Source organism: Claveliimonas monacensis, assembly GCF_014982975.1.
In the GTDB taxonomy this organism is placed as follows: Bacteria; Bacillota; Clostridia; order Lachnospirales; family Lachnospiraceae; genus Claveliimonas; species Claveliimonas monacensis.
In genome coordinates this window covers 14034-36119 of the sequence record NZ_JADCKL010000002.1, presented here as the reverse complement: position 1 = coordinate 36119, position 22086 = coordinate 14034, and the positions used below count along the sequence as shown (strand labels likewise).

At 51.4% G+C, this 22086-nt stretch carries 22 protein-coding genes, 1 tRNA gene and 1 riboswitch; of the genes, 16 read left to right on the top strand and 7 right to left on the bottom strand.

What is annotated here, in order from left to right:
* Position 1: 1 nt before the first annotated feature.
* Positions 2–925 (bottom strand): RpnC/YadD family protein, encoded by a 924-nt coding sequence (locus INF30_RS03260; protein ID WP_226394217.1) that lies wholly within the window; start codon positions 923–925, stop codon positions 2–4.
* A gap of 473 nt (positions 926–1398) precedes the next feature.
* On the opposite strand from INF30_RS03260, the gene INF30_RS03255 reads away from it, so the two are divergent.
* The 5 genes from INF30_RS03255 (at position 1399) to thiC (ending at position 6065) form a co-directional block, all read left to right on the top strand.
* Positions 1399–2250, top strand: coding sequence for an aldo/keto reductase (locus tag INF30_RS03255; protein WP_226394216.1), 852 nt, complete (start codon positions 1399–1401; stop codon positions 2248–2250).
* Positions 2251–2432: 182 nt separating this feature from the next.
* Positions 2433–2990 carry a CDP-alcohol phosphatidyltransferase family protein gene (locus tag INF30_RS03250; RefSeq protein WP_226394215.1) on the top strand — a complete coding sequence of 186 codons (558 nt, stop codon included), beginning with the start codon at positions 2433–2435 and terminating at the stop codon, positions 2988–2990.
* 78 nt (positions 2991–3068) lie between these two features.
* Entirely contained in the window at positions 3069–3725 is a 657-nt protein-coding gene (locus INF30_RS03245) for a trimeric intracellular cation channel family protein (RefSeq protein ID WP_226394214.1), read from the top strand.
* Between the two features lie 93 nt (positions 3726–3818).
* Positions 3819–3928: riboswitch (TPP riboswitch) on the top strand.
* Between the two features lie 72 nt (positions 3929–4000).
* Positions 4001–4510 (top strand): energy coupling factor transporter S component ThiW, encoded by a 510-nt coding sequence (thiW, locus tag INF30_RS03240; protein ID WP_076778559.1) that lies wholly within the window; start codon positions 4001–4003, stop codon positions 4508–4510.
* Between the two features lie 244 nt (positions 4511–4754).
* The gene (gene thiC, locus INF30_RS03235) at positions 4755–6065 is read left to right on the top strand and encodes a phosphomethylpyrimidine synthase ThiC (protein ID WP_226394213.1); all 1311 of its coding nucleotides are present in this window, start codon (positions 4755–4757) and stop codon (positions 6063–6065) included.
* A gap of 95 nt (positions 6066–6160) precedes the next feature.
* Here thiC and INF30_RS03230 read toward each other — a convergent pair whose 3' ends face one another.
* Positions 6161–7000, bottom strand: a complete 840-nt coding sequence (locus INF30_RS03230) for a polysaccharide deacetylase family protein (protein WP_226394212.1) — start codon at positions 6998–7000, stop codon at positions 6161–6163.
* Positions 7001–7185: 185 nt separating this feature from the next.
* Here INF30_RS03230 and INF30_RS03225 point away from each other — a divergent pair, with 185 nt between their 5' ends.
* Positions 7186–8652 carry a UbiD family decarboxylase gene (locus INF30_RS03225; RefSeq protein ID WP_226394211.1) on the top strand — a complete coding sequence of 489 codons (1467 nt, stop codon included), beginning with the start codon at positions 7186–7188 and terminating at the stop codon, positions 8650–8652.
* A 208-nt stretch (positions 8653–8860) separates the two neighbouring features.
* Here the strand turns inward: INF30_RS03225 and INF30_RS03220 are convergent.
* Together INF30_RS03220 and INF30_RS03215 are read right to left on the bottom strand one after the other, a co-directional pair.
* Positions 8861–8931: transfer RNA gene (locus tag INF30_RS03220), tRNA-Trp, on the bottom strand.
* 112 nt (positions 8932–9043) lie between these two features.
* The gene (locus INF30_RS03215; RefSeq protein ID WP_076778553.1) at positions 9044–10255 is read right to left on the bottom strand and encodes an ion transporter; all 1212 of its coding nucleotides are present in this window, start codon (positions 10253–10255) and stop codon (positions 9044–9046) included.
* Between the two features lie 171 nt (positions 10256–10426).
* Between INF30_RS03215 and INF30_RS03210 the strand changes: the two genes are divergently transcribed.
* The 8 genes from INF30_RS03210 to INF30_RS03175 all read left to right on the top strand — a co-directional run bounded on the left by INF30_RS03210 (position 10427) and on the right by INF30_RS03175 (position 17476).
* Positions 10427–10954, top strand: a complete 528-nt coding sequence (locus tag INF30_RS03210) for a response regulator transcription factor (protein ID WP_226394210.1) — start codon at positions 10427–10429, stop codon at positions 10952–10954.
* Positions 10929–11339 carry an ATP-binding cassette domain-containing protein gene (locus INF30_RS03205; protein WP_330601220.1) on the top strand — a complete coding sequence of 137 codons (411 nt, stop codon included), beginning with the start codon at positions 10929–10931 and terminating at the stop codon, positions 11337–11339. The genes INF30_RS03210 and INF30_RS03205 overlap by 26 nt, the downstream gene beginning before the upstream one ends.
* Positions 11340–11354: 15 nt before the next feature.
* On the top strand, positions 11355–13328 hold the full coding sequence (locus tag INF30_RS14700) for an ABC transporter permease (RefSeq protein ID WP_226394209.1): 1974 nt from the start codon (positions 11355–11357) through the stop codon (positions 13326–13328).
* Positions 13315–13929 carry an ABC transporter permease gene (locus tag INF30_RS03195; protein WP_226394208.1) on the top strand — a complete coding sequence of 205 codons (615 nt, stop codon included), beginning with the start codon at positions 13315–13317 and terminating at the stop codon, positions 13927–13929. The genes INF30_RS14700 and INF30_RS03195 overlap by 14 nt, the downstream gene beginning before the upstream one ends.
* Positions 13930–14225: 296 nt before the next feature.
* Complete coding sequence (locus tag INF30_RS03190) at positions 14226–14795, top strand: hypothetical protein (protein WP_226394207.1); 570 nt, start codon at positions 14226–14228, stop codon at positions 14793–14795.
* A gap of 219 nt (positions 14796–15014) precedes the next feature.
* Entirely contained in the window at positions 15015–16304 is a 1290-nt protein-coding gene (locus INF30_RS03185) for a Y-family DNA polymerase (protein WP_226394206.1), read from the top strand.
* Positions 16305–16321: 17 nt separating this feature from the next.
* Positions 16322–16696 (top strand): YolD-like family protein, encoded by a 375-nt coding sequence (locus tag INF30_RS03180; protein ID WP_311135992.1) that lies wholly within the window; start codon positions 16322–16324, stop codon positions 16694–16696.
* Positions 16697–16732: 36 nt separating this feature from the next.
* Positions 16733–17476: a DUF6198 family protein gene (locus INF30_RS03175; protein ID WP_226394205.1), complete on the top strand. Its 744-nt coding sequence runs from the start codon at positions 16733–16735 to the stop codon at positions 17474–17476.
* A 61-nt stretch (positions 17477–17537) separates the two neighbouring features.
* On the opposite strand, the gene INF30_RS03170 is transcribed toward INF30_RS03175, so the two are convergent.
* Together INF30_RS03170 and INF30_RS03165 are read right to left on the bottom strand one after the other, a co-directional pair.
* The gene (locus INF30_RS03170; protein ID WP_076778545.1) at positions 17538–17867 is read right to left on the bottom strand and encodes a DUF6465 family protein; all 330 of its coding nucleotides are present in this window, start codon (positions 17865–17867) and stop codon (positions 17538–17540) included.
* A 120-nt stretch (positions 17868–17987) separates the two neighbouring features.
* Positions 17988–19409, bottom strand: coding sequence for an MATE family efflux transporter (locus INF30_RS03165; protein ID WP_226394204.1), 1422 nt, complete (start codon positions 19407–19409; stop codon positions 17988–17990).
* 84 nt (positions 19410–19493) lie between these two features.
* On the opposite strand from INF30_RS03165, the gene INF30_RS03160 reads away from it, so the two are divergent.
* Entirely contained in the window at positions 19494–20330 is an 837-nt protein-coding gene (locus INF30_RS03160) for a MerR family transcriptional regulator (RefSeq protein ID WP_226394203.1), read from the top strand.
* Here the strand turns inward: INF30_RS03160 and INF30_RS03155 are convergent.
* Positions 20311–20940, bottom strand: coding sequence for a TMEM164 family acyltransferase (locus INF30_RS03155; RefSeq protein ID WP_226394202.1), 630 nt, complete (start codon positions 20938–20940; stop codon positions 20311–20313). The genes INF30_RS03160 and INF30_RS03155 overlap by 20 nt on opposite strands.
* 145 nt (positions 20941–21085) lie before the next feature.
* On the opposite strand from INF30_RS03155, the gene INF30_RS03150 reads away from it, so the two are divergent.
* Positions 21086–21982 carry a DMT family transporter gene (locus INF30_RS03150; protein ID WP_076778532.1) on the top strand — a complete coding sequence of 299 codons (897 nt, stop codon included), beginning with the start codon at positions 21086–21088 and terminating at the stop codon, positions 21980–21982.
* Positions 21983–22086 lie beyond the last annotated feature (104 nt).

The following is a 22086-nucleotide window of genomic DNA, read 5'->3' as shown; positions in this document are numbered from 1 at the left end:
TTTATATCTGATCAGCCAGCTTCTGTACCGTTTCCAGATCTGTCTCCAGTTCCCGTGCAATCTTTTCCAGAGAGCTGCCTTTTGCCAGTTTCTTGCGGATCAGCTCCAGAAACATGTCTGCTTTGCCATCGGAATAGCCGTCCTTTTTGCCGTCAGAATAACCGTCGTCATAGCCCTCTTGGTGCATAGCCTTTTCATATTTCTCCTGGTCAAACGTCTCCAGAACCATCTGGATCACCTCCGATTTCTGCTCTGTCAGAATATCCTTCAGAACCCCGTCCCGGATGCAGGTGTCCACTGCCTCTGTGACTGCCTGGTCAAGGGTCATCTGTCTTTCCAGATTCTCCCGGACGGTGTGGACGAAGATGGCGTACTCCTCCAGTCTCCTGCATTTTTCCATGAGAGACCTGTTGTGTCCGTAATTGATGTTCAGCATCAGCGTCTCACACTCCAAGGAGGGATGGCTGTCCCCTGGGACTATCTCGTATAGATCGCTGAGTCGCAGGACTTTCCTGTCCGGTTCTTCCGCTGTCCCGTTGTAGAAGACAACATGTCTGGGGAAAGGGAAGGTCTTGGCGGCGCTGCTGTAGATGTTGATGTCCTGGACGGCAATGTACTTCTCGTACAGCCTTGAGAAGTAGAAGAGTCCCCGCATGGGCATGTTGGGATTGCAGGTACTCTGGTGCTCGTACAGGTTGAGGGTGCCGCTGACGAGGAAGGAAATGTCATTTTTCATGGACAGGTACAGGACGTTTCCCAGGGTATTGATCTCCAGAGCATCGGGATCTTTGTAGTCTGTGCCGTTGACGGCGTTGTAGAGGGAGAGAAGGTCTTCCGGTTTCTGAAAGACAAAACGGAAGAGCCGGTCCTTGTACTGCCTGTCTGCCTCGGGATATTCATCAGTATTTATGAAGTTTGATTTCAAATGTTACACCTCCATTATAGACATAAAAACAGAAAGCTGCAACCTTTTAAGAGCTCATATAAAAGGGAACAAAAGGCGGAAACCGCCGGTTGAATAAAAGAATGTCATTTGACAATGACATGAGGGAAAAGATTTTCCCGTTGAGTGGCTTTTATTATAACTGACATAAAGCAATCTGGCAATATGGCAGAATAGACAAAATTATGGAAAGTATATTGTAAATCAGAAAATATGGACAGGAGCTTGAGCTGAAAGTGCTCACGGACGACCAGGCCGTATTTGTGCAGGGAGAAAGCACAGAAATCCTGCAGGATTAAAAGCCAAAGAGGCGTTTTGAACGGCAAGAGTATGCAGATTAGTTATACTATAATACTCCATTGGCATTGTACTTTTTTGAAACTGTGTACTAAAATGTAAACAGGGAAAACAAAAGTGGTTTCCTGTAATGCATAGGTTTAAAAGGAGGAAGAGTCATGGAAATGATCACATTGAACGATGGTAATAAAATCCCGGCAGTGGGATTTGGCGTATTTCTTGTGCCCAATGACGGGCCTGCATACGAGGCCGTATCCCAGGCGCTGAAGGCAGGTTACCGCCATATCGATACAGCAGCAGCTTATTTTAACGAATCTGACGTAGGAAAAGCGGTGAAAGTCAGCGGGATCCCGCGGGAGGAGATCTTTATCACAAGCAAGCTTTGGCTCCAGGACTACGGTTACGAGGCGGCCAGAAAAGGACTGGAGACATCCCTGGAAAAGCTTGGTCTGGACTATGTGGATCTGTATCTGCTGCACCAGCCATACGGCGATGTGGCCGGCGCGTGGAAAGCGCTGGAGGAGGCAAAGAAGGAAGGCAGGATAAAATCCATCGGCGTCAGCAATATGACTCCAACGATCTGGAAGGAATTTGTTCCTCAGTTTGACACCATGCCGGCTGTGAACCAGGTGGAGTGCAATCCTTTCTTCCAGCAGAGAGAACTCAGGGCGCTTCTGGACGAGGCGGATGTGAAGATCGAGGCGTACCAGCCGTTAGGACACGGTGATGGGGCTCTTCTTAGTCATCCGGTTATCGTAAAACTGGCAGAAAAATATGGAAAGAACCCAGGGCAGATCATTCTCAGGTCTGAAATACAGGAGGGACTGATCGTCCTGCCGAAATCTACCAACCCGGAGCGGATTGCGGGCAATATAGACATTTTTGATTTTGAGCTGGAGGACAGCGAGATGGAAGAGATCCGTGCCCTGGATACGGGAAAGGGACACCACGATCCGGAGGCGCCGGGTGTGGCGGAAATGCTGCTTGCCAACTACAAGATCCACGACTAGGTTTCTGTGGTATAGAATCGTATATCTGCAGCTTCGACGTGCTGTGCGGAAGACACTTCTGCCCGGCACGTCTTTTTTGCCCCGTAACACCTTGTCTGTCCGCGGGCGTTGGTATATACTTTATTGTATACGTCCGGCCGGAACCGGATGATCCGCATAAAAAATAAAGAAGGAGCATCAAGATGATACGAGAAGAAACTTCAAAACATAAAATACTGACCATTCCCAACATCCTGTCCTTTTTCCGGCTCTGTCTGATCCCGGTGTTCGCCTGGCTTTACTGTGTGGAGAAGAACTATATATGGACCGGGATCGTGCTGATCATATCTGGTGTGACGGATACGGCGGATGGTCTGATAGCGAGACGGTTCCACATGACAAGCGATCTGGGAAAGGTGCTGGATCCAGTGGCAGACAAACTGACCCAGGCGGCCATGCTGGCCTGTCTTCTGACAAGATTTCCTCTCATGGTGCTTCCCCTTGGGATCATGGTTGTAAAAGAAATATTCATGGGCATTACCGGACTTCTGGTAATCCGGAAGACGGGCAGCGTATTCGGGGCAGACTGGCACGGGAAAGTCACCACCTGGCTTCTCTACGCCATGATGGTTCTCCATCTGTTCTGGTACAATATCCCGGCACAGGTGTCACAGGTACTGATCGGGATCTGCATGGTTATGATGCTTTTGTCCCTTGTGCTCTACGGCAGCCATCATATCAGGACGCTGAAGAAAAAATAAATACAGGTTATACAGATGGCAGGCAGCCGGTTTGCGGCAGCCCTGTCAGACAATGATGCGTGTGAGAGGAAGAAGAAAATGAGTGTTCAAGATAATGTTGTTTTTATATTGGAGGTCATTGGCACAGTGGCCTTTGCTGTCTCCGGAGCACTGGTGGGGATTCAAAAATCCATGGATATATTTGGCGTGTGCGTGCTGGGAGTGATCACCGCCGTGGGCGGAGGGGCTGTCCGGGACATTGTAGTGGGGATCATACCGCCCAACGTGTTCCGAAATCCGGTCTATGCGACGGTGGCTGTCCTGGTTTCCTGCCTTGTCTTCGGGGTGATGTATTTCCGGCAGTCCCTGTCCAGCGAAAGGCTGGGAAAATTGTATGACGGGGCTATGATGCTGATGGACGCTGTGGGACTGGGAATTTTTACAGTGGTAGGGGTAAACGCAGGCCTCCAGCAGGGATACGGGGATAACGCCTTCCTTCTGATCTTCACCGGGACAGTGACCGGTGTGGGGGGCGGACTTCTCAGAGATGTTATGGCAGGCGTTCCGCCCTACATATTTGTCCGCCACATCTATGCCTGCGCCTCCATAGCAGGCGCCGTGGCGTGTACGGCGCTCTACAGCGTGACCGGCATGACGGCCGCCATGTTTGCAGGGGTGATGCTGGTGCTGGTGATCAGGTGCCTTGCCTCACACTACCGGTGGAATCTGCCCAGGATCAGTCTGGAAAACGAATAGGAAAAGGATGAAAACAGGCCGGCTCTTTGGCGAAAATCCTTGCAAATAGGTTTCCTCAGGTCTATAATGATTATGGATCAGATACAATTGGATAAGCGTGTCACGGGGAGCTGGCCGTTAGCCGGCTGAGAGGAGGCTGTTATCGTCTCGACCCGCAACCTGATTTGGATAATGCCAACGTAGGGATGTGTATTCGTGTGTTAATAGGAGATGCCCTCGTGCATCTCTTTTTTGTTCCGTGCATCTGATCAAATAGAGAAAGGAGCTGTGTATTGATGAGACAAAATACAGCAACGAAGAAACTGGTGCTTGCAGGAGTTCTCACAGCTCTGGCCGTCGTGGGGAGTCTGATCAGTTTTCCCATAGCGGGCAGCAAGTGCGCTCCGGTGCAGCACATGGTCAACATTCTGGCCGCAGTGACGCTGGGACCCGGATGGGGCGTAGGAATCGCTTTTACGGCAAGTCTTCTGCGCAATATCCTGGGGATCGGAAGTCTTCTGGCCTTTCCTGGCAGTATGGTGGGAGCCCTCTGCTGCGGACTGGTCTATGCAGGCTGGAAAAAGCTGGCGCCCACCTGTGTGGCTGAGGCACTTGGGACAGGCATCCTGGGCGGACTTTGCGCCTATCCTGCAGCCAAACTACTGATGGGGATGGAGCCTGCGGGACTTTTTGTGTACGTTGTCCCGTTTCTCGTGTCCACCGTGGCAGGAAGTATACTGGCATTTATCCTGATCACAGTGTTAGAGAAGGGCGGCGTCATGAACCAGCTGCGGGCAGCTGGGTAAATATGCAGATCGGAGGGCTTGCCCTCTGAAAAAGCGGCAGACTGGGGACACCACTTTGTGTCGCTATAGAAAAATCTGGTTGTACAAAAAAAGGAGGAAATACAGCCATGATGATCACCGTGTTATACAGAGGTGAAGGCGTCGGCATCCGGATGGAGAGAAGGGGAAAGGATCCCTCTTCTCCCCGCTGTTTCCATGGCCGGCGTCAGAAAAAGAAGGAAAAACGCAAATGGAGGTAGGACGAATGGAAACTTACACAACACAGATGGATGCAGCCCGCAAGGGCATCGTGACACCCCAGATCAAGAGGGTGGCAGAGAAGGAAAACATGCCGGTGGAAAAGCTGATGCAGCTTGTGGCAGAGGGAAAGGTGGCGATCTGCGCCAACAAACGCCACACCTGCCTGGATCCGGAGGGAGTGGGCAGTATGCTTCGCACAAAGATTAATGTAAACCTGGGTGTATCCAGGGACTGCAAGGACTATGATATCGAGATGCAGAAGGTGATGAGCGCCGTGAATCTGGGAGCGGAGGCCATCATGGATCTCTCCAGTCACGGCAATACCCAGCCTTTCCGGCAGAAGCTGACAAGCGAGTGCCCGGTTATGATCGGGACTGTGCCGGTGTACGACAGTGTGATCCACTATCAGAGAGATCTGGCGACTCTCACGGCAAAGGATTTTGTTGATGTGATCCGTCTGCACGCAGAGGACGGGGTGGATTTTGTGACTCTTCACTGCGGTATTACCCGCAAGACCATTGAGCAGATCCGGAAACACAAGAGAAAAATGAACATTGTGAGCCGGGGAGGAAGCCTGGTATTTGCCTGGATGAGCATGACAGGGGAGGAGAACCCGTTTTACGAGTACTTTGATGAGATCCTGGATATCTGTGAGGAGTACGACGTGACCATCTCCCTGGGAGACGCCTGCCGTCCCGGCTGTCTGGCTGACGCTACAGATGTCTGCCAGATCGAGGAGCTGGTGCGCCTTGGCGAACTGACAAAACGGGCCTGGGATCACAATGTACAGGTTATGGTAGAAGGACCGGGGCATGTGCCGCTTGACCAGGTGGCGGCCAATATGGAGGTGCAGAAGAGTATCTGCATGGGAGCGCCTTTCTATGTGCTGGGGCCTCTTGTCACAGACATTGCACCGGGGTACGATCATATCACAGCAGCCATCGGCGGCGCTGTAGCAGCTATGAGCGGAGCGGCTTTCCTCTGCTATGTAACACCGGCAGAGCATCTGGCCCTGCCCAATGTGGATGATGTGAAGCAGGGGATCATTGCCTCCAAGATCGCAGCTCATGCGGCGGACATTGCCAAGGGCATCCCGGGAGCAAGAGATATCGATGACCGCATGGCGGAGGCAAGACAGAAGCTGGACTGGGATGCACAGTTTGAATGCGCACTGGATCCGGAGACTGCAAAAGCCATCCGGGACAGCAGAAGCCCGGAGGATGACCACAGCGACACATGCAGCATGTGCGGTAAATTCTGTGCCGTGCGCAGCATGAACAAGGCCCTGGCAGGAGAGTACATTGATATTCTTTAAATCGGCGGGCGGAAAATAAAAGACGGGATGAGAGGCGGACCTGCTGAAGAGAAGTGCCGGGAACGGCACCTGGATGCAGGCCCGCCTTTTGTCTGTCATTTTTCTTGTTTTGTGTCTGCTGCAAGTTCTTCAAGTGACCCAAAAGAGTATCCCATGTCCTCCCACTTCCCCAGAAGTTCATCCATGATCTCTCCGTTGGTGGAGGAGGTGCTGTGGAGGAGGACGACAGCGCCCGGATGAATGCGGCCCAGCAGTTTGTCAAAGGCCTCTTCCTTTGTGGGCTGATCGTCCTGGTACCAGTCTACGTAGGCGAGGCTCCAGAAGAAGGTGTGGTAGCCAAGTCCCTTTGCCATTTTCAGGTTTTCCACATTGTACTTCCCCTGGGGAGGACGGTAAAATTTTGTCATCTCCTTTCCTGTGATCTCCTTATAGCAATTTTCCACACCCTCCAGCTCTTCCCGGAAGGCTTCCAGGGTGGAAATCCGGGACATATCGGGGTGAGTGGAGGTGTGGTTGGCTACCGTGTGTCCCTCTTCCACCATCCGGCGGATCAGATCCGGGTTCTCAGAGATGAAGTTTCCCACTACAAAAAATGCAGCGGGAGCTTTATGCTTTTTCAGAGCGTCCAGAATGGGCTCGGTATTGCCATTCTCATAACCTGCATCAAAGGTCAGGTAGATCCGTTTCTGATCTGTATCGCCCAGGTAGAAGGCGTTGTACTGTGCCAGTTCATCCACAGTGGCATTTCCCACGGGAGGCTGGCCCTCCTCCTGGAAGCCAAGGCCCCAGTTTCCCTCGGCTGAAGAATGGATCTGATCAGAGTGGGATGCGGTGACAAAGGAGGTCACCTGGGCGGCTGTGCGTCCAAGGAGAAAGGCAGCGGCCAGTATAAGAGTGACCCGGAGAAAAGGAAGAGATCTCATTTTGCGGAACATAGGGTGGTATCCTTCATCTTGCAGTTGTCTCTCTATTATATGAGGGGAGAGGGGCGGGTATGACGGGGAGACCGCTGATAAAAATACAGGAGATCCGCCTGTTTGACATGGAAAAATTTCTTTACTATAATCGAAATCATCAGGGTATTGGTACCTGAACAGGATATGTCACGAGGAGGGAAAACATGATGATCAAAAGTTTTCGAGAGTATGTGGAAAAACTGAAAGAATGTGGTGAGATTGTGACTGTTGAGAAGGAGGTGGACTGGAACCTGGAGATGAGTGCTATTACAAGGCGTGCCTATGATCTCCCGGCACCGGCACCTCTTTTCCAGAATATCAAAGGGTGTACTCCGGGATTTCGGGTGCTGGGGGCGCCGGTAGGGTTGAGCCCGGACCGGAGCCATCCATTTTTGAGGGTTGCTCTGTCTCTGGGGCTTCCGGTGGATACGAGTGCCCCGGGGCTGGTGGCGGAGTGGTCGCGGCTCCCGGATGTGAAGCCCATACCGCCAAGGGAAGTGGAGAGCGGTCCATGCAAGGAAAATAAGCTGTTTGGGGATGAGATCGATCTGACAAAACTTCCGGTTCCCTGGATCCACCATGGGGATGGGGGACGCTATATCAATACATATGGGATCTTTATCGCAGCCACCCCGGACGGGAAATGGGTAAACTGGGCCATCTCCCGTGCTATGCTGGACGGACCCCGGACGATCGCGGGCGTTGTGATCCCGACCCAGGATTTTGGAAAAATCTATGCGCGGTGGAAAGAGATAGGAAAGGAAATGCCCTTTGCTCTCTGCCTGGGTGTTGATCCGGCTATTGCCATGATCGCCGGCTATCCTCTGCCTTCCGGTGTAAGTGAGGGAGAGATGATGGGCGGCTGGTATAAAGAGCCGGTGGATGTGGTGAAGTGTGAGACAAATGATCTTCTTGTGCCGGCATCTACAGAGATTGTCATCGAAGGGCTGGCGTCACTGGATGAAAAGGTGCCGGAGGGACCGATGGGCGAATACGGCGGGTATGTGTGGTCAGGGAGAAGCCAGCAGGTACCCTGCTTTAAGGTCACAGCCATGACACACCGGGATGATCCCATTATGCCTCTCTGCGTGGCCGGTGTGCCTACAGAGGAGAATCATACCAACTGGGGCATCAGCATTGCCGCCAGTATCCAGAATGTACTGCGCAGGCAGGGATTCCCGATAAAAGAATGTTTCATTCCCATGGAATCCGCGGCTCATTGGTTTGTCGTCTCTGTGGACAGGAACCGTTCCTGCGAGGATGACGACAAGCTGGCATCTGAAATCGGAAGAGCTGTATTTTCTTCAAAAGGGGGATCTTATATTCCAAAGGTGATCGTAGTGGACGACGACATTGATCCAAGCGATATCAGCCAGCTCACATGGGCTATTGCCACCCGGCATCACCCGGACAGGAGAGTGACGATTCCGGAACAGTATATATTCCCGCTGGTAGCGTACCTGAGTCCGGAGGAGAAGAAAAGCGCTGTCTCCACGCGTGTGATCTACAACTGTCTGACTCCGTTCCACAGCTGGCCTGAAGAGCGCAGACCAGTAGAAGCATCCTTCCGCGGCTATCCGGAAGAGCTGCAGCAGAAGGTGCTGGACAACTGGGAGGAATATGGATTTTAGAAGCGTTTCGGAGGCGCTTGCAGAGTATCGGATGTAAGAGCAAAGAAATGGAAAGAGCCCTTTCGGTCGGTTGGCATACAACCCCGAAAAGGCTCTTTCATTTTCGTGATTTAATATTTTGATACCCTGTTTGATACCCTTTGATTTTCCGAATAAAACAAAAGAGCTGGAAACGCTTATTTTTCAAGCATTTCCAGCTCTTTCATAACAGGGGATGAGAGAATCGAACTCCCGCTAAGAGTTTTGGAGACTCCTGTCATACCATTTGACCAATCCCCTGCATCATTTTCTGACCTAAATCGGTCACTTGATATTTATATCATATTCTTACATGTCTTGTCAATCCGAAATTGAAAAAATTCTTACGAAAATTCCATCAATTCCCGCAGGCTTACACATCTATCTCCGTGGCCCCTGCCATGTGGATCTGAGAGTAGAAGATGACCATATCCTGTTCCCGAAGGAGCATGTTGCCGTTGGGGATCAGCGTGCGGCCGTTTCTCTTGACAAGGACGATGATGGATCTTCTGGAGATATCCAGCTCCTGGATGCGCTGACCGATCCAGGGATGATTTTTCTGGAGCACCATTTCCTTGAGCTGAATGCGCTCCCCCTTGTTGTTGTGGAAGGACTCAGCTCCCAATACCATGGCGTCCCCGGCTTTCACCACCATGTTTCCCCGGGGGACGATGATCTTGTGATCCCGCTGGATGGCAGCCACAATGACCCGGGCAGGGAGGTGGAGCTGGGAGATGGTCTTTCCTGCCCACTTGTCCTGGTCGGTCAGATGGATCTGAATGAAATGGATGTCCGCCTCCTGGCCGTACTCACTCATCCTCTTGATGCGGGAATACTGATCCACGAATCCCGCGGAAATGATACCGGTGGGGATGGCCACAATACCCACGCCCAGGAAGGCGATAAAGATGCCGAACATTTTCCCAAGGACAGTGATGGGGTAAATGTCGCCGTAGCCTACAGTGAGCAGGGTGGAGGCAGCCCACCAGATCCCCGAGAAAGCGTTGGAGAACACTTCCGGCTGGGCCTCGTGCTCCAGGCTGTACATGCACAGGCTGGAGGCCAGCATCAGCATGAGGATGATGAAAACGGAAGAAAAAAGCTGTTGCTTTTTGCTCACAATGACTTCCGTGATCACATTCAGAGAGTCGTAGTAGGCATTGATGCGGAACAGGCGGAAGATCCGTATGATCCGGAACATGCGGAAGGCGATGGCTCCCGCCGGGAAAAAGAAGGGGAGATACTGGGGCAGAAAGGACAGAAGGTCCACAATGCCTGTAAAGGAAGTCATATATTTCAAAATAGCCCTGGGCTGAGTGCTGCCCGGGTACAGATATTTTGCCGTCCATATGCGGAGAAAATAATCCACCATAAAAAGAGCCACAGTGGCCTGCTCTATGGTCATCAGCAGACTGCCGTAAGCGGTCCGGTACTCTTCAAATGTGTAGACCATGCTGACTATCAGATTAAGAATGATGCAGAAAGCATTAAAAAAGTCATAGATGCGGCTGATATAGTCGTACTCTGTCCCTACCTCTATGATCTCGAAAACTCTCTTTCTGCGCTTTTCCCATGTGCTTTGCATCCTATGATCCTCCCCGCAATAAGCCTTCACAGCTATTTTACAATATATACAGGCGATTGCAAGAGGGAAAAAGGAGACTCTTGTCCTTTGGAGACCGGTGAAATATAAAGGTAATGCCGGCGTCTGAAGAGCCGGCGGCAGGATGATAAGGACAAGGAGAATGAATGAACGATGAGTGCGGGAAAAATCATGGTGGTGGAAGACGATCTGGCCCTGAGTGCGGGCCTTTGTTTTGAGCTGGATATGAACGGCTACCTGACTGTGGCAGCTTACAATACGGGGAAGGCCAGACAGCTTGTGGCGACGGAAGAATTTGACCTGGTACTGCTGGATGTCAATCTGCCGGACGGAAATGGAATGGATCTGTGCCGGGAGCTGAAGGAAGAATGCCCACAGCTGCCGGTCATTTTTCTTACGGCCAATGATCTGGAGGAGGATGTGGTGGCAGGATTTGACCTGGGGGCAGACGACTATGTGACCAAGCCTTTCAGTATGAAGATCCTTCTCAAAAGAGTGGAGGCAGCTCTGCGCCATGCAGGGGGAAAAGAGCAGTCCCCAAAAGACCTGTGGGCAGACGGTTTCTTAAGTCTGGATTTCGGCTCGCTGACAGCCAGGCGGGGCCAGGATCGACACGCTGAAAGAGCCGCAGCTCGCCGTGTACCGGAGAAACAAGGTGGGATTTATCTATCAGAATTTTAATCTTATTCCCATGCTGACGGTGGAGGAAAATATTCTGTTTCCCCTGGATATGGGAAATGATAAACCGGACCGGGCCTTTTTTGAGGAGCTGGTGGAGACACTGGGGCTTTCAGACAGACTTTCGGCTCTCCTGGGGGAACTGTCCGGGGGACAGAGGCAGCAGGCGGCCATTGCAAGGGCTCTCATTACACGCCCGGCCATTGTGCTGGCGGACGAACCCACCGGAAATCTGGACACAAGAACAAGCGACGATGTGATCGGACTTCTTCGGATGACCAGCCAGAAGTTCTACCAGACCATTGTCATGATCACCCACAACCCGGAGATTGCCAGCATGGCGGACCGTGTGATCCGTATAGAAGACGGCCGCATCGTGTCACAGTAAAGGGGGTGCTTTGCTGTGAGAGAAATATTTAAACCGATCAAAACGCTGAACAGCCGGCTGTTTAAGAAAAATAAAGGCCGGAATATGGTGGCTGTGCTGGCTATTCTGATGACAACGCTCATGTTCACCACCCTTTTTACCCTGGCCCAGAGCATGAGCCGGAACATGATCGAGATGACCTTCCGTCAGACAGGCTACGATGCCCAGGCCTCTTTTAAGAGCATTACAGACGAGGAAGTGGCCCTTATCGACGCCCACCCGGATGTGGAGGAGACGGGCGAGAGTATTGTCCTGGGAGTGGCGGAAAACAGTGATCTTGCAGGGCACCAGACAGAGATCCGCTGGGCGGATGAGGCTTACGCCTCCCACTCCTTTGCCTGGCCCTCTGCGGGGCGGATGCCGGAAGGGGCGGATGAGCTGGCAGTGGATACCACTGTTCTTGATTACCTAGGCATTCCCCACAAGCTGGGGCAGCAGGTGACACTGGAATGGCGGCCGGATCTCACCAGCCAGGAGACGGTTTCCTCCACCTTTACCCTCTGCGGTTTCTGGGAGGGAAATGAGTCCAGTTATGCCAGCATGGCCTGGGTCTCCCGGTCTTTCGTCGACCAGATGACCGGGGGTGTGGACGGCCCGGTTTCGGAGGGACAGATCCTTGGCACGCACATGGCTCAGGTCAATCTTTACAGTGACAGAAATATTGAAGAAACCATGGACGGCATCCTGGCTGACACAGATCTGACCGGCCTGGAGTACGGTGTGAACCTGGCTTACTCGCTGGAGATGAACGCTTCCGCTTTCTCGGAAAGCCTTCCCATGTATCTGGGGATGATCCTTGTCTTTGTGGCCGGGTATCTGATCATCTACAATATTTTCCAGATCAGTGTCACTGCCGATGTGCAGTTCTACGGAAAACTGAAGACACTGGGCATGACAAAAAAGCAGCTTAAGAAGCTGATCTACGGACAGGCAGACCGCCTTTGCCTTATTGGCATCCCCCTGGGGCTGGTTCTTGGCTGGGGACTTGGGTTCCTTCTGGTTCCGGTTCTGCTTGGCATGATGGAAGGGGAGAGCGTGGTATCTGCCAGTCCGGTGATTTTTGTGGGTTCGGCCCTGTTTGCCTGGATCACGGTTCTCATCTCCTGCCTGCGCCCGGCCCGGCTTGCAGGAAAAGTGTCTCCCATTGAGGCCCTGCGGGCCAGCGATGCGCCGGACAGGATGAAGAAGACAACAAAAAGGCGGGGCAGTGCGTCCCTTGGCGGGATGGCCTGGGCCAATCTGGGCAGGAACAAAAGGCGGACGGCTCTTGTCATCTGCTCCCTGTCCCTGGGACTGGTGCTTCTGAGCTGTTTCTATGCGAAAAATGCGTCTTTTGACATGGAGAAATACCTCTCCGGGCTGACCATTGCCGACTTTGAACTCTCCGACGCTTCCAGTGAGGACTATACGGGAAACTACGATCCCCAGGGTACAACGCTGGGGCAGGATCTGGTGAGACAGGTAGAAAACGCCGATGGCGTGGAGGACACAGGACATGCTTACTCCCACCAGTTTGTCTGGCAGATGGATGATCCGACAGCCGCAGGCCTTGCTTCCTACTACAATGAGGAGGTTCTGGCTGACTGGGAGAGCTACGATGAACAGGGGGCAGAGGATGCCAGAAACTCTCTGGCAGAGAAGAAAGCCACAGTTTCCATGTTCGGCCTGGACGGTATTCCCCTTGATGAGATGACGGAGGAGGACAATGTGCTGGCAGGTACATTTGATCCTGAGGCATTTGCCACGGGAGATTACGTGCTGGCTGTCACGTCCGCCGCCATCTCCAGGGAAGAGGCGGAAAGCCTGGATGTCCTGCCTGCCTCCCCTGTGGGCGATACGGTGGAGCTGGATGGAAAAAGCTACCAGGTGATGGCCGTTGTCCTGCCGGGCACATCCATTGTGGACGGCGCTATGGAGGCCGGGGAGGACGCAGGCCTTGACCTGCATTGACCTGCAGTATGTGATCCCGTCCGGTACGTTCAGAGAGCTGTATCCGGACAACACCCTGCGGAAACTCTACGCCAATGTGGAAGATGGCCAGGTGGACGCCATGCAGGAGATGCTGGATACCTACACAGCCTCCGTGGACAGGACTCTTCCTGTGACCTCCCGTCAGTCCATGGCACAGCAGTACCAGGAGGAGACAAGGTCCTCGGCTGTCATGGGAAATGCCATCAGTATTATCATCGCCCTGGTAGGAGTGCTGAACTTTGCCAACTCCATGATCACGGCCATTGTATCCCGCAGAAGGGAGTTCGCCATGATCCAGAGCGTAGGCATGACGAAACGGCAGCTCTGCCGGATGCTGGTGTACGAGGGATTGTACTACGCCGGGCTGACCCTTCTTGTCTCATGGGCGGTCAGTGCGCTGGCAGTAGGCATCGGCGTGCGGGCAGTGACGGCGGCGGACGACTTTGCCACCTTCCATTTTACATTGCTGCCCCTTGGCATATGCACACCGCTGATCCTTGTCCTGGCAGTAGTGATCCCCTATCTGTGTTTCCGGAACCTGGAGAAGCACAGTGTGGTGGAAAGACTGAGAATGGAATAGTAAAATGAAAATTCTGTACCGGGCAGGGGAAGGAATCTTCTCCTGCCCGATCTGTTTCTGGTTGACATTTTTATATCCATCTGTTAATCTTTATATACTTCATTATGTAAAAATCTCCGGACGGGGATTCTTTCTTACACTATCTTATAAAATCTTTTTATTTCGAGGAGTGTCTTCCGACGTGTCAATACCCCTCACATCACTTTCTGACGTACAGGTCTGGCAGGAAAATTTTGCTTTTTCATGTTTTTATTGTCAACTTGTACATTGCCGCTTATAATGAAAGGAGAATACGAATGGCGTTTCACAAAGCACTGAAAGACCTGAATCTGCTGGACCGCTTTCTGTTTGCGGAGGCAATGGAAGATCCTGTTATCATGCAGACCATCCTGGAGATCATCCTTGGAAAGGATATTCTTCTTAAGTATCCTCCCCAGGCAGAAAAGGAAGAGCTGATCGAACTGCTCCGGTACATAGAGCACACCACAGAGGAGGTCAGCAGTTCCTGCAGGAGCGGAAAGATCCGGGAGCTGCAGTGCAGGATAGCCATGATTAAATCAAGCGAAGAGATTGGAGTGAAATATATGCAGGAGTGGGAAGAGAAGGTCATCGAGCAGAGGCGGGCCCGGGAGGAGGGGATGGAAGAAGGCCAGGCGATAGGCCGCGCGGAAGGCCAGGAGTATCAGCTGTTCCGGATGATCCGAAGGAAAATGCTGAAAGGCTGTGAGGCGGAGGAAATAGCAGATATCCTGGAAGAGGATCTGAACCATGTCGGGAACATATATGATTTTCTTAAGACAAAGATGGAGCAGACCGAGGAGGATAGCTGGGCAGAGTGGACCCGGGCAAAAAATCAGAAAAAGTAGCGTGATCAGATCAAGGGAGTGATGCAGAAGTAACAGACGGAGCATCACTCTCTTTTTACGTGTCTGTACAGATTTTTGTGTCGGGTGGGAATTTTTGGGGTGGGAATTTGTCAGAAATCACCATTTGTCAGAAATCACCAGTTGAAAACCCTGGGCATCCCTGCTATAATCAAAACAGAACAAATGTTCGATTGAATAGAAATCCAGGGAGGGAGAGCCATGATGGAAAGATCTGTCCGGACGGAAAGACAAAAGACATATGTGTGTATCGATCTGAAATCTTTTTATGCTTCCGTGGAATGCCGGGAGAGAGGCCTGGATCCCATGACTGCAAATCTTGTGGTGGCAGATCCGGAAAGGACGGACCAGACCATCTGCCTGGCTGTTTCCCCTGCCATGAAAGCGCTGGGAGTGCCCGGAAGATGCCGGGTGTTTGAGATCCCAAAAGGGATCAGATATATCATGGCGCCGCCGAGGATGCAGCTTTACATCGACTGGTCTGCCCGGGTATATGGCATTTATTTGAAGTACATTTCAAAGGAGGATATCCATGTCTACAGCATCGACGAGGTGTTTATGGATGTGACACGGTATCTGGATATGTATCAGATGAGCGGTAAGGAACTGGGTGTAAAGATCATGGAAGATGTGTATGAAACGACGGGGATTACTGCCTCGGTGGGGGTGGGGACCAATCTCTATCTGGCCAAGATTGCCATGGATATCACAGCCAAGCATTCAGAAGGGCATGTGGGGGAGCTGGATGAAGAAAGCTACAGGATGCAGCTTTGGAGACACAGGCCTCTGACAGATTTCTGGCGGATCGGAAAGGGGATTGAGAGGAGGCTGTCCCAGTGTGGTCTCACCACCATGGAGGAGGTGGCCCATGCAGATGAAGGGATGCTCTACCGTATGTTCGGTGTTGATGCGGAGCTGCTCATTGACCATGCCTGGGGCAGAGAGAGTACGACCATGGAAGATATCAAAACCTACAGGCCGAAATCCAGTTCCGTTTCCAACGGACAGGTGCTGCCCAGGGACTACAGTTTTGAGGAAGGGAGGCTGGTGGCCAGAGAGATGGCAGACCTTCTCAGTCTGGAACTGGTGGAGAAGGGGCTGGTCACGGACTCGGTTACCCTTCATGTGGGATACTGCAGGAGAATAGAGAAAAAATCCGCCCATGGGACCGAGAACATGACACTGACGACAAGCTCTTCCCGGCAGCTTATGGCCTGTACCGGGCGTCTTTATGACCGGATCGTGGATCGCCACACGCCGGTGCGCAGGATCAGCGTCACTTTTAACCATGTGGTGGATGAAGCCTGGCGGCAGTATGATCTCTTTACGGACCCGGCAGAGCTGGACAGGGAGCACAGGATGCAGAAAGCGCTGCTTGCGATCAAGGAAAAGTACGGGAAAAATGCAGTTGTAAGAGGTATGGATCTGCAGGAGGGCGCCACTACCATGGAGAGAAACTGCCAGATCGGAGGACATAAAAGCGGCGTGTAGAAAAGGGGGAAACCGGGGTGAAATGTACAGATGGAAGAGGCGGTATGAGCCGCCAGGAAAGAGCAAAGCAGTTTATGCCTTTTGCCGCTCTGAAAGGATATGAGGACGCGCTGAGGAAAAAAGAAAAGGTCACAGTGCCAAAGGCCCAGCTCTGTCCGGAACGGCAGGAGGAGCTGGATCGGATCCTCAGACAGATCCGGAGGAATGATATGGTGACGGCCGTGTATTTCCAGGAGGGGGAGTATGTGAAGCTGACGGGGATGGTGTCCCGTATAGACGGAACGGCAAGGATACTGAAGATCGTGGATACGAAGATCGATTTTGAGGATCTGTACGAGGTGGAGGTGCAGGAGGTCGGCAGAGAATTTGACAGATCCTGTCAGAATCCGTAAAATAATATACCGGAACAAAAAGTAGGAGGGATTTATTTGAAAAAAGACAACAGAAGTATTCTGTTCCGTGTATTCTTTTACCTTCTGGGACTTCTCGTTCTGGCACTGGGACTTACGCTGAACACCAAGACCGGACTTGGCGTATCCCCCATCATCTCTGTGGCCTACAGTGTATCCACCATTTTCGATCATAACTTCGGCAACGTGACGCTTGGTCTGTACTGCATTTTTGTTCTGATCGAGATGATACTTCATCTGGTCCGCAGCAGGAGAGCGGCCAGAAAGGAAGGGGAGGCACTCGCCCATGCAAACAAAACAGACAGCAGGCTTGTACTTCTCATGGATGTACTACAGATACCGCTGAGCCTTGTGTTTACAAGATTTCTGAATGTGTTTTCGGCAGTGATCCCGGACCTTTGCGGAGAGGGAAAGGTGACGGTCGGCCAGATGGCGCTGCGTGTGATGGTTCTTGTCCTTGCCGTCATACTGACAGGGATCGGGGCTGCCATGTCGCTGAATATGCGTATTATCCCGAATCCGGGAGACGGGATCGTACAGGCTATAGCGGATTGTATCTACAGAAGTGTGGGATTTACAAAGAATTGCTTTGACCTTGTGAACATCACTGTCACAATCACAGTGAGTCTTATCTTTGCCGGGCATCTGGTGGGGATCGGCGTGGGAACGGTGCTGGCTGTGATTGGCGTCGGGAGGACGATTGCTGTGTTCAATCATTTTACATATGACCGGATGATTCGGCTGGCAGGGGTGGAAGTATAAAACTCCCGGCAGACGTCTGCGTTTTCAGATGTTTGTCGGGAGTCTTTTTCATGCAGGAGTTTTACAGGGCGATCTTTCCAGTGGTTTCCTCGTTGATCACATAGTAGGCTGTCATCTCTTCCGGTTTGAGGTAAATGCGGATATTTTTCATATCCTCTGCCTTTTTGCCCATATCCTTTGTCCAGATATTTTTTACTTTTGCAATAATATCGTCAGTACTGCACTCTGTTCCAAGATACTGAAGGTATACTTCTGTCTTCAGCTCTGCGGCGCTCTTTGGCGGATCCTGCAGGACACCGGCTCTTGTTTCAATTGCCTTGGTTGTGTCTTTTGTCGTAACGATGGATCTGGGTGCCTGACCTGTATGTGATATTCTGTTATTCTTTTTCATGACTGTTTACCTCCTTGGATCACATAATTGCATATGGCAGAATAGAATTCCTGTCTGTTACGCAATGTATTATACCGCTTTTTGAGGAAAAGGTCAAAAAATCCGGCATGACAAAAGTCGTCACGCGGCGTTCCGGCTATGAAAGCTTTTCCGGAGACGGCGATTTGTGTCGGCCTGGAACAGAAGGCAGACAAGGGAGGATACCCCTCCCGCGCACACAGGGGACAGCCAGATGCCGTCCAGTCCCAGAAAACGGGGAAGGATGAAAAGGAACAGAACAGGAAACACCAGAGTCTGTCCGGCGGCCGTTACAAGGGAGAAGACGGGGCGGTTCAGTGCAGTAAAAAAGGAACCGGATAAAATAGCGCACCAGGTAAACAGGTAAGACAGGGAAAACAGCCGCATCCCATGTACGCTCATGGCAATCAGTTCACTGTCTCCTTTTGCAAAAAGGGAAAGAAGTCCCTCCCCTCCGGTTTGCATGAAGAGCAGCACTGCCAGGGAAAGAAGCAGTCCTGCCGCCAGAACCCGCCCTTCGATGGCACGGATCCGAGACGGGTTTCCTGCGCCGTAGTTGTAGCTGATGGAGGGCTGAAGGGCATCGCCCATACCAAAAAGCAAAGCCTTTACCACGCTGTCCACATACATAATGATACTGAAGGCCGCCACTGCCATATATCCGCCCACAGACAGAAGGGCAGCGTTGAAAATGATCATACATACAGAGCCGGAAATGTTGTTGAAAAACTCCGAACTTCCGTTGGCGATGATGTTTCCAATGAGCCGTGGCCTGATCCACTTCCTTGTAAATCCAAGCGGCATTTTCCCTGCAAAAAAAGGAAGGAAGCAGATGATATTTCCGCACATGAGGCTCAGGCAGGAGGCCAGGGCAGCGGCTTCGATGCCCCATCCAAAGGCGCCGATAAAGAGCCAGTCCAGAAGGATGTTTGCCAGGGACATGCCTACATTCATGGCCATGCTGTAGTGGACCCGTCCGCAGATGCGCAGGTAATTATCCACTGCAAAAAAGTGCATGATCAGTACGGAGAAGACAGCGTAAACCCGCATGTAACGAACAGCCAGATCCGCTACCTCCCCTGTGGCACCAAGAAGCTGCACAAGGGGATAGGAGAAGGCGTAGGCCAGCGTTCCCATGACAAGGGCGGAAAGCAGGATGAGAAGACAGGCAGTGGAAAAAATCCGGCTGGCCATTTTCTCATCCTTCCGGCCCAGCCAGATGGCAATCTGCACAGAAGAGCCAACCGCCACCATATCTGAAAAGGCGAAGCTGATCATGATCAGGGGCATGACCAGATTGATGGCGGCCAGGGCCTGGGCGCCGATGTAATATCCCACGAAGATCCCGTCAGCTATGGTATAGAGAGAAACCACGGCCATGCTGATCATATTGGGGATGGCACAGCGGAAAAAGAGCCGGGTGGGAGGCATTTCTTCAAACATCCGGTTGTGTCCGCCAGGTGTTTCCGTGAGTTCTGATGAATGATTTTGTGTTGTGTCAGTGTCTGTAATGATTGTATTCATACTTGTATTGTTCTCCTTCGTAGAGAATGGTAAACTATAGGGTAACACAATAGTCAAGGGGAAAATGAGGAGAACAGAGGCAGGATGAACAAAGAACCTTATATTACGACAGGGCAGTTTGCAAAATTGTGCGGTACGACAAAGGAGACTCTCTTCCACTATGACAGGACGGGCATTCTGAAACCGGCTTATGTGGGAGAAAATGGCTACCGGTATTACACGGCTGTTCAGTTTTATGATTTTGACCTGATCCAGACCATGAAATATACAGGCAGTTCCCTGGAAGATATACGGAAATGCTTTCAGAATTTTGATACAGGCTATTTTCTGGAAATTTTCCGGGAAAAGCAGTGCCAGATCCGGGAGAAACAAAAGGAACTGGAAGAGCTTTCTGTATTTATGGAAGAAATGATACAGATGACGGAAGAAGCCCTGGATGCCAGGTACGATGTCCCCAGAATTGAGCATGGTGAAAAAGAATATCTGCTGGTAACGGATTTTGCCTGCGCGGAGGGGGACAGTATCAACGCTTCTGCCAGGCTGTTGGGAGAGCACATACGAAAATGTGAAAACCACGGCATCCGGAACCACGCTTCTGTAGGCTCCATCATTTTAAAGGAAATGATGGAAGCGGAGGAAGAAAAGGAAAGCTTTCTGTTTACAAAAATACCGGAAAGTATATATGAGGAAGGGTTCTTCAAGGAGGAAGATCTATACGAGAAGCCGGAGGGGGATTTTGTTGTCATTATGCATAAAGGACCCTACGGTTCTGTGCGGGACAGCCTGGAAAAGCTGATGGAATTTACCAGAAAAGAACATCTTGCCATTGTCGGCGACTGCTATGTGTACGACATGCTCAGCTATCTTGCGGGAGCCGGGGAGGAGGATTATGTGGTGAAGATCAAAGTGCCCGTGAAGTAGAAAAACGCCAGAGAAAGTGAAAGATGGCGGCTCCCGTCAAGGTGGCACCTATATAGATGAAGATGCCTGCAGTATCCCCCAGGACAGCGGCAATGTCTGAGAATATTTTCTGGGTCATAGGGTAGTCCGGGTTGATATAGAACATATTGATAGTTCCCAGATGGTCCAGGGTCAGGTTAAGACCTGTGGCTGTAAGGCAGCAGGTAAGATACAGAGCGGCGGCTCCGGCGTAGTCACTCCAGCTGGAAGCAGCCTGGTCAGAGCGGGCTGCGGCCAGTCCCAGTATGATGAGCAGGATGTGCCATGCAAAGGAGTGGACGGTGAGAGGAAAATAGTCGTAGTGCATGCCGCTTGTGTCAAAGAAGGCAAAGATGCCGCCCAGCATGCCGAAATCCACCAGAAAAGCTGTGAGCACCTGCTGCACGCACCTGCTGCGGACCCAGGGCAGAAGGAGACACACGTACATGGGGATGCTGCAGAGTTGAAAGGGAAAATACCACCAGTTGTAATTCCCACCGCCAAGGAGGAAAGTCAGCGTGTACTGCTTCCACAGCTCTGATGCCAGCATCAATATACCGCTTGCCAAGAAAAAACGTCTGAACTTCAGCATAAAATCCTCCTGCTTTCCATCTGTCATGTACACCCGCATATTTTCTTTAGTATACACCATTTGAAAAAAATCATGAATATGCTATACTGAACGAGTTGTTGTAGTTAAGGAAATTTTTGATAAAGGAAGAACTAAAGGAGAATATATGAGGAGAAAAAATGCATTTATGCTGTTTCTGACAGCGTTTATATGGGGAACTGCCTTTGTCGCCCAGAGTGTGGGGATGGACTATCTGGGACCTTTCGGATTTAACGGAATCCGTTCTCTTATCGGCGGCGTGGCCCTGCTCCCCTGTATTTATATTCTGGGAAAGATTAATAAAAATTCCAACGAGAAGGGTGACGTGAAAACACTGGCGGCTGGAGGAATCTGCTGCGGACTGGCACTGTTTGCTGCCAGCAGTATGCAGCAGATCGGCATTCAGTACACTACGGCGGGAAAAGCAGGATTCATCACAGCGTTCTACATTGTCCTTGTGCCGGTGTTTGGCATATTTTTGGGAAAGAAGACAGGGTGGAAGATATGGCTTGCGGTGGCGCTTGCGCTTGCGGGACTGTACTTTCTCTGTATCACAGAGTCCTTCAGTGTGGGAAGAGGGGATATCTACGTATTCATAGGAGCGCTTCTGTTTACTGTCCATATTCTGGTCATTGACTATTTTGCTCCCAGGACAGACGGGGTGAAGATGTCCTGTATCCAGTTCTTTGTGGCTGGCATCCTGTCCATGTTTCCAATGGCGGCTTTTGAAACCACTACGGTGGAGGGGATCATGCGCAGCTGGGGGCCGCTTCTGTACGCGGGTGTTCTATCCTGCGGTGTGGCCTATACACTGCAGATCATCGGACAGAAGAATATGAATCCTACAGTGGCTTCACTGATCCTGAGCCTGGAGTCCTGCATTTCTGTCCTGGCCGGGTGGGCGATCCTTGGAGAACAGCTGTCAGTGAGAGAAGGAGTTGGCTGCATCTTGATGTTTGCGGCTATCGTACTGGCACAGATTCCTGAAAAACAGAGTAAAAATAGACAAACGGCAGCTCTGTAACACTCGCAAAAATGCCGAAAATAAAATATTTTCTGGAAAAGACTTACCTAAAATGGATTTGTCTGATAAAATAAAAGAAAGACAGAGATAAAAATCCGTCTACC